Genomic DNA, 1,218 nt, shown 5'->3' with positions numbered 1-1,218 from the left:
TACTCTGCCTGCATAGCGACTCTGCCGGAAATATATGGGCGGGAAGTAAACGTGAAGGGGTTATCAACATTCGTGAAGTATCCATGAGAACTTACACTAATGTTGTGTTAGGGCACAACAAAGGATTAAGTCAAAGTACGGTATTACAACTATATCAGGAACCGGCTTCCGAAGAACTCTGGATCGCTATGGACGGAGGAGGTATCAATAAATTCATTCCTTCTACAGAAACATTTGTGCACTATCCCGACACTTGGGGAGACAAGATGGTCTCCATCACCGGCTTCACACCCAACGAATTGTTAGTATCTGCCTTTTCCAAAGGTATCTTCATATTCGATAAAAAGACAGGAAAGAAGCGTCCTTTCGCTATTATGAGCCCTTCATTAGAGCATCACATCCGCTATAGCGGACAGCCAATCAACTTATACCGGGATACTCCCAATTCGATCTTAATATTAAGTTCGCCTCCTTACCGCTACCATACTTCCACCCGGCAACTCACTCCTGTCCCTTGTGCCAAAGAAGTGAAAATAAAAGGCTTGTTGAGTTCCATTGGATATGATTCCACTGCCATTTACCTGAACGATCCTTATAATATATATAGACTGGATCGTAAAAAAGACACAGTGGAGATATTTGCAAGTGCTCCACAGGGATTCTTCAATGCTGTATCCAGGGATGACAAGGGCGTATTCTGGATTGCAGGCACCCGTGGCCTGTACACCTATCACCCTGATACCCGCAAATTCGAAAGAATTCCTACCACCTTATTTAATGAAGTAAATACCGTGTTATGCGACAATAAAGGAAAAGTGTGGATAGGAGCTGAACAGAAACTCTTTATATGGCTCACCGATGCCAAACGTTTTGTATGGTTCGGAGAAGCGGATGGAATTTCCCCCAATGAATACTTGGCCGAGCCCCGTCTCATTTCCCCCAAAGGCAACATCTATATGGGAGGTGTAAAAGGCTTACTATGTATCAATGCAGACACTCAAATAGAAAAGAGTAGTGACTCTCCGGAAATACGCCTTGCCGAACTGACCATAAACGGAGAGAACAGGATGTATCAGCTCAATCAAGACAAGATATCCATCCCCTGGAACAGTAAAAACATTAAGATCCGTGTCATGACTTATGGTGCGGACATTCTCCGGCTTAAAGTCTATCATTTCCAAATGGGAGACCTTAAAACCGAAGGCTACAACCCTGAAT

1 pseudogene is annotated in these 1,218 nt (G+C 43.8%); it reads left to right on the top strand.

Annotated features, from left to right (window positions below):
* Positions 1 to 1,218, top strand: a pseudogene (locus AB5935_RS25215) (hybrid sensor histidine kinase/response regulator); the annotation flags it as partial.

Origin of the sequence: Phocaeicola sp. RTP21198st1_B8_RTP21198_201120, assembly GCF_040929485.1 — a bacterium.
GTDB classification, from domain to species: Bacteria; Bacteroidota; Bacteroidia; order Bacteroidales; family Bacteroidaceae; genus Phocaeicola; species Phocaeicola dorei.
The sequence above is the reverse complement of the archived record's forward strand: the minus strand, read 5'-3'. Positions and strand labels throughout refer to the sequence as shown.